The following is a 6,502-nucleotide window of genomic DNA, read 5'->3' as shown; positions in this document are numbered from 1 at the left end:
GCCGTCGTCCCGGCCGGCCTGTCGGTCGTCACGGCGCGACCGCCTCCATCGACGACTGCACGGAGCTGAGGATCGCCTGCGGGTCGCCGCCGGCGAGACCTTCGAGCTGGGCGTTGAAGTCCGCGATCACCTCGGAGACGCCCTCGAGCGGCGGCACGCCCTGCGCGTCGTCGACCCCGTCCAGGAAGGCCGCCTGCTCGGGGAACTCCTCGCTCCACCGGTCGCGCACGGAGGCGACGGACGGCATGACGCCGAAGCCCTCGGCGAACGTCATCTGCTGCTCGTCGGCGACGAGGTGACGCACCAGGTCGATCGCGGCCTCCTTGTTCTGCGAGTCGGCCGCGACGCCCCAGCAGTTGGTGAACTGCAGGGTCCCGGCGCCGCCCGGGCCGCTGGGCAGCGGGACCACGGTGTAGTCGACGTCCGGGAAGTCGTTGGCCAGCGCGCCGGTGACCCAGTTGCCCTCGATGGTCATGGCCGCGGCCTGCAGGCCGAACGCCTCGCCACCCCAGCCCGCGTCGACCGCGGACGGGTAGGCGGCGATGCCGTCGGCGAGCATGTCCTGCACGAAGGCGAGCGCCTCGGCGTTCTCGGGGCTGTCGACGGCCGCCGAGCCGGCGTCGTCGAGGAGTCCGCCGCCCGCCTGAGCCATGAACGCGCCGACGCGCTGCCACTCGGGCCCGAAGGTGAGGCCCACCTGGTCGTCGGTGGTGAGCCGCTCGGCGACCGAGCGCAGGTCCTCCCAGGTGGCCGGGTGGTCCGACGCGGTGAGCCCGGCCTCCTCCCATGCGTCGTCGTTGATGATCAGCGCGAGCGTCGAGAAGTCCTTCGGGGCGCAGTAGAAGGTGTCGTCGTAGGTGAACGACTCGACGAGCGTCGGGTAGAAGTCCGCCTCGATCTGGTCGCCGTACGGCTCGAGCGAGCCGTTGGCGGCGTAGCCGGGGAAGCCGTCGACGCTCACGTAGAACAGGTCGGGCGGCGAGCCCGCCGCGAAGCCCTGGCTGAGCTGCTGCGGCAGGTCGGCCGCGACGCTGAGGTTCGCCTCGGTGCCCGACTCGGCCGACCACGCGTCCAGCGCCTCGGTCACCGCCCGGGTCTCGGCGTCGCCGGACGAGCCGATGAGCACCTCCAGCGGGCCACCGGCGTCGCCCCCGTCGCCTCCGTCGCCGGTCTGGCCGTCGTCGAAGCCGGATCCGCCGCACGCGGCCAGGGCCAGCGTCGCGGCCGCGGCGGTGAGGACCGCGAGCCGCCGGCGCACGGCCCGGCGGTTCGTCGATGTGGTCGTCGTTGACATGGTTCCTTCTCCTTCGGAGCGGGAGCCGCCGCTACCGGCGGTGCTCGGTACGGCTCGTCGTGCGCACGACGAGCCGGGGTTCGATGAGGACCTGGTGGTCCGGGACGTCTTCGGGCCGGCCGTCGATCTGGGCACGCAGCTGCTCGACGATGCGGGCGGCCACCTGGTCGATGGGCTGAGCGACGCTCGTCAGGCCGACCGCGCCGGCCACGGGGGTGTCGTCGAAGCCGGTGATCGCGACGGGTGCCCGGTCCGGCTCGGAGCGGGCGAGCTCTCGCACGGCCTCGAGCGCACCGAGCGCGATCGAGTCGCTGACGCAGACCAGCGCGGTGACACCGGGATCGGCGAGCGCGCGGTTCGCGGCCGCGGTTCCTTCGGCGACGCCGTCCTCCGCGCGCTGCACGACGGCGTGCTCCAGCCCGGCCTCCTCGTAGGCGGCGAGCCAGCCGGCGTGACGGTCGTCGCCCACGCCCGAACCCTCCGGCCAGCCGAGGAACGCGATGCGGCGATGGCCGGCGTCGAGCAGGTGCCTGGTGGCGGCGCGCGTCCCTGCGCGGCCGTCGATGTCGACCCAGGCGTGGTGGCCCGGCTTGGGCGGCACGCCCTCGGCGGAGGCCTCCGCGGCCCTTCCGGCGGGTTCCGGGTCCCACGGACGGCCGAACGTGGCGAAGGGGATGTCGTGGTCGCTCAGCCACCGGGTCCGCGTGTCGCCGGAGTGGGTGGCGGTCAGGACGAACCCGTCGATCCCCGTGGTCGTGCGCAGGTTCTCGTACTCGCGGATCTCGGCCTCGTCGTCCGCGGCCGCGAAGAGCATGATGCGCAGGCCCGAGCCTTGCGCCTCCTCGGTGAGCGCGTGCAGGAAGCGGTCGAGCACCTGGCCGCTGATGCCGTCCGCCGCCGGGGGCATCCGCAGCCCGAGCAGGAAGGAGCGGCGGGTGCGCAACTGGCGCGCCACGACGTTGGTCCGGTAGCCGAGCTCGTCGATCGCCCGCAGGACCCGCTCGCGGGTGTCCGGCCGCACGATCTCGGGCGAGTTCAGCACGTTGGAGACCGTCTGGCGGGACACGCCTGCCCGCTCGGCCACCGTGACCAGCGTGGGCGTCGACGCCTGTGTCATGTGCGCTCCCTCGCGACGTGCCGGCTCGTCGCCGAGCCGGGTTTGAACGATCCAAGAGTGGACGGTAGCGTGAACTCTTGGATCGTTCAAGTCGCTGCGCTTTTCGCGCCGAAGGAGTCGCCGCCATGGCTGGAGTCCAGCCCTTCCTGCACGACCTGCTCGTCACGCTCCAGGCCCCCAGCCAGGTCTGGTCCGCCGGGGACGGGCAGGTCCACCCGAACGGCGCGCAGGGCGTGTACCACGCCGACGTGCGCGCGCTCAGCTCCGCCGTCGTGCGCGTGAACGGCGTGCTGCCCGAGAGCGTCTCGGCCGGCCGGACCGGGCCGGGCGAGCTGGAGGCGGTCGGCCTCCTGCGCATGATCGACACGCCGGGTGCCGACCCGACGGTCATACTGTGCCGCCGTCGGACCGTCCGCCCGGGACACGTCGCCGAGCGGCTCGAGCTGTCCAGCGCCACCGCCGAGCCCGTCGCGGGGCGCGTGACCCTCCGCGTGGCGAGCGACCTCGCGCCCCTGGAGCGGATCAAGCAGGGCACGCCGTCGTCTCCCCTGCCACCTGCCGTGACGGGCGAGGGCGTGTCATGGCACGAGGGCGACGTCGGCGTCGTGGTCGCGGCGCCCGGCGCGTCCGTCGCTGCCGACGCCGACGGCGCCACGCTCACCTGGGACGTCACGGTCCCGCCGGGACGCCCGCTGACGCTCGACTGGTCGGTCCGGACGCGCGCGCCGGGCGTGGTGTCGGCGCCGGCGAGCGCCGCGCCCGAGTGGTCGGTCCCCGTGGTGGAGGCGGACGACAGGCGGCTCGCCGCCCTGGTCGCCCGCTCTCTCGAGGACCTGGCGGGGCTGCGCATGAGCGCCGGTTTCGCGCCGGAGGAGACCTTCCTGGCGGCGGGGGCGCCGTGGTTCTTCACACTGTTCGGGCGCGACTCGCTCTGGGCCGCCCGCATGCTGCTCCCGCTCGGTACGGACCTGGCACGGGGCACGCTGCGGACGCTCGCCGCACGGCAGGGCACGGTCACCGACACGGAGACGGCCGAGCAGCCCGGCAAGATCCTGCACGAGATCCGCGGCGGCGACCTCGACGTCGGCGGGGGCACGGTGCTTCCGCCGCTGTACTACGGCACGGTCGACGCCACGAGCCTGTGGATCTGCCTGTTGCACGACGCGTGGCGGTGGGGCCTGGCGGCCGACGACGTCGAGGGGCTGCTCCCGGCGCTGGAGCACGCGCTCGCCTGGATGCGGGACCACGGCGACAACGACGGCGACGGGTTCCTCGACTACGCCGACGAGTCGGGACACGGGCTGAGCAACCAGGGCTGGAAGGATTCCGGTGACGCGGTCCAGTGGCGCGACGGCACGCTCGCCGAGGGGCCGATCGCGCTGAGCGAGGTGCAGGCCTACGCGTACGAGGCCGCCATGGGCGGCGCGGAGCTGCTCGACGCGTTCGGGCGGGAGGGCGCGGGTGAGTGGCGTGCCTGGGCCGCGGATCTCAGCTCCCGGTTCCGGAAGCGGTTCTGGCTGTCCGACGACGACGGCCCGTACGTCGCGATCGCGCTCGACCGGCACGGCGCCCCCGTGGACTCGGTCACCTCGAACATGGGCCATCTGCTCGGCACGGGCCTGCTCGATCCCGAGGAGGAGCGACTGGTCGCGCGGCGGCTCGTGGCGCCGGACATGAGCTCGGGCTACGGGCTGCGCACGCTGTCGTCCCGGTCGGCCGGCTACTGGCCGTTGCGGTACCACGGCGGCACCGTGTGGACGCACGACACCGCGGTCACCCTGCTCGGCATGGCCCGAGCGGGGCTGGGCGAGGAGGCGGCGGTGCTCGTGCGGGGCCTGCTCGACGCCGCTCCGCACATGGGCTACCAGCTGCCCGAGCTGTACGGCGGCAACGCGGTGGGCGACGGGCCCGGCCCCCTGCCCTACCCGGCCGCGTGTCACCCGCAGGGGTGGTCGGCGGCCTCCGCCGTCGTGCTGCTCACCGCGATCCTCGGACTCTCCCCGTCCGACGGCGGGCTCGACATCGCGCCGATCGTCCCGTCACCGGTCGGGGCGCTCCGGGTCGAGGGACTGCGCGTCGCCGGGAGGACGGCCACGGTCGACGTCGACGCCCACGCGGGCGCCACGCTGTCGATCGGCGACGCCTAGCGTTGCGCCGCCCACGACCAGCCGTAGCCGTACTTGTGCCGGACCGCGACGGTGTCCAGCGGCTTCCCGAGGTCCGGCAGGGTGACCGTGAGCGTCACCTCGGCCGGGTCGGTGACGTCGCCGTGGGTCCAGAACGTGTCGGTCGCGGACGCCTCCTCGGGGACGCTGGGGCGGGTGGTCCCGTCGGCCGCGACGGCGTAGACGCCGAGCCACTCGCTCGGGGTCTGCGCGGGGTACTCGGGCGTTCCCGCCTGGTCGCAGGCGATGGTCAGCGTGACCACGCGCCCCTGCACGCCGTCGACCCCGGCCTTCCAGCACGAGGCCTCGCCGAGCCGCTTGACAGTGCCCTGCGCCCAGGGGTTGTCGTCGCTGCCGTCGGGCGGCGTGGCGGTCGGGGCCGCCCGGGTGGTGGGGTCCCCGGACGGCGAGGGACGCGCGCCCGCGGTGCGGCCCGACGTCGGCTCCGCCGCACCGGCTCCTCCCGGATCCGGATCGAGCAGCTGCAGGACGCCGAACGTCGCCCCGGCGAGCACCGCGACCCCGGCCACGGCCCCGGCGGCGACGAGCCCGCGCGACGCACGACGGCGGGGCGCGGGCGGGGCGCCGACTTGCCGACCCGGTCGGTCACGCGGTGACCGACCGGGTCCCTGGTCGGCACTTCGGTGAGCGATCGGCCGTTCGATCTGCCGATCATTCACGGACCGACCGACCAGAGTGGCCGCGGCCGGCGCGTCGCTCGCGGTGTTCCCGCCCCCGTGCCGCTCGTCCGGTCGGCCGGCGCGTGGCCGGCCAGGTCCCTGGTCGGCGCCTCGGTACGTGATCGTTGGTTCGACCTCGAGATCGTCCACGGGCCAACCGGACAGACCCTTCCCGGCCTGCGTGTCCCACGCGGCACGCGCCGCCGACGCGGCCTGCTCGCGCGCACCGCCGCCCTCGCGCGGCCCGGCGTCCGGTGCGGCACGCCCGCCGGCAGCCGCATCCGCCAGCTCCCGGAGCCCCGACACCTGGAGGATCGCCTCGATCGTCGGCCGCCGCGCCGGATCCCTGACCAGGCACGCGTCGAGGAGCGGCCGCAGGTAGTCCGGGCAGTCGTCGTACGACGGCTCCTGCGCCGCGACCCGGTACAACACGACGGCCGGGTGCTCCCCCTCGAAGAGGGCCTTGCCGGTGGCGGCGCGGTAGGCCAGGGCGCCGAGGGACCAGACGTCGGCTGCCGGCGTCGTCCGCCCGGCCTCCGCCTGCTCCGGCGCCATGTACAGGGGCGTGCCGACGGGCTGGCCCGTCATGGTCACGCGCGTCGCGTCGTTCAGCGCCACGACGCCCAGGTCGATCAGGCAGGGACCGTCCGGCCCGAGGATCACGTTGGACGGCTTCACGTCGCGGTGCACCAGGCCCGCGCCGTGGATGGCATGCAGCGCCTCGGCGATACCGGCGACCAGCGTCAGGACCGCGGCCCGCGGCAACGGCCCCTGCTCCGCCAGCGCCCGCGACAGGGTGGGGCCGGGGACGTACTCGGTGGCGAGCCAGGGCAGCTCCGCCTCGGGATCGGCGTCGACCAGGTTCGCGAAGAACCTGCTGCGTACCCCGGCGGCAGCCTTCACCTCACGGCGGAAGCGCGCCCGGAACTCGCCGTCGTACAGCTGGTCGCCCCGGATGACCTTGACGGCGACCTGCCGGCCGCGGCGGTCGGTCCCGAGGTACACGGACCCCATGCCTCCGCTGCCGATCCGCCCGCGGATCCGGAACGGCCCGATGGTGTGCGGGTCGCCGGGTACCAGTGCCGCGGGCTCGGCCTGGGGGATCGACCACTGCGCGGGCACGTCCTGGGGCACCGGACCGTCCTTCCTCTCTCGGCCGCGACGCGAACCAACCGTTCGCGAGATCAGCATGCGAATGCTATCGCCGCGCGACGCGCCCCCGGCCAGAACTGACAGGCCCACCTGG

General features: G+C 74.5%; 4 protein-coding genes. 1 reads left to right on the top strand and 3 read right to left on the bottom strand.

Annotation, left to right across the window (positions count from 1 at the left end; all coding sequences use genetic code 11):
* Positions 1–28 precede the first annotated feature (28 nt).
* Positions 29–1,294: a sugar ABC transporter substrate-binding protein gene (locus tag IIE03_RS16490; RefSeq protein WP_192863850.1), complete on the bottom strand. Its 1,266-nt coding sequence runs from the start codon at positions 1,292–1,294 to the stop codon at positions 29–31.
* A gap of 31 nt (positions 1,295–1,325) precedes the next feature.
* Positions 1,326–2,411: a LacI family DNA-binding transcriptional regulator gene (locus IIE03_RS16485; protein ID WP_192863849.1), complete on the bottom strand. Its 1,086-nt coding sequence runs from the start codon at positions 2,409–2,411 to the stop codon at positions 1,326–1,328.
* A gap of 125 nt (positions 2,412–2,536) precedes the next feature.
* On the opposite strand from IIE03_RS16485, the gene IIE03_RS16480 reads away from it, so the two are divergent.
* Positions 2,537–4,558: an amylo-alpha-1,6-glucosidase gene (locus tag IIE03_RS16480; protein WP_192863848.1), complete on the top strand. Its 2,022-nt coding sequence runs from the start codon at positions 2,537–2,539 to the stop codon at positions 4,556–4,558.
* Here the strand turns inward: IIE03_RS16480 and IIE03_RS16475 are convergent.
* Positions 4,555–6,390, bottom strand: coding sequence for a serine/threonine-protein kinase (locus IIE03_RS16475; protein ID WP_192863847.1), 1,836 nt, complete (start codon positions 6,388–6,390; stop codon positions 4,555–4,557). The genes IIE03_RS16480 and IIE03_RS16475 overlap by 4 nt on opposite strands.
* Positions 6,391–6,502: the final 112 nt, after the last annotated feature.

The organism is Myceligenerans pegani (assembly GCF_014892515.1).
GTDB classification, from domain to species: domain Bacteria; phylum Actinomycetota; class Actinomycetes; order Actinomycetales; family Cellulomonadaceae; genus Myceligenerans; species Myceligenerans pegani.
The sequence above is the reverse complement of the archived record's forward strand: the minus strand, read 5'-3'. Positions and strand labels throughout refer to the sequence as shown.

What these genes read in the sequence shown, in the direction of transcription:
- IIE03_RS16480 (WP_192863848.1), top strand. Translation starts at nt 2,537, where the DNA reads ATGGCTGGAGTCCAGCCCTTCCTGCACGACCTGCTCGTCACGCTCCAG.
- IIE03_RS16485 (WP_192863849.1), bottom strand. Translation starts at nt 2,411, where the DNA reads ATGACACAGGCGTCGACGCCCACGCTGGTCACGGTGGCCGAGCGGGCA.
- IIE03_RS16490 (WP_192863850.1), bottom strand. Translation starts at nt 1,294, where the DNA reads ATGTCAACGACGACCACATCGACGAACCGCCGGGCCGTGCGCCGGCGG.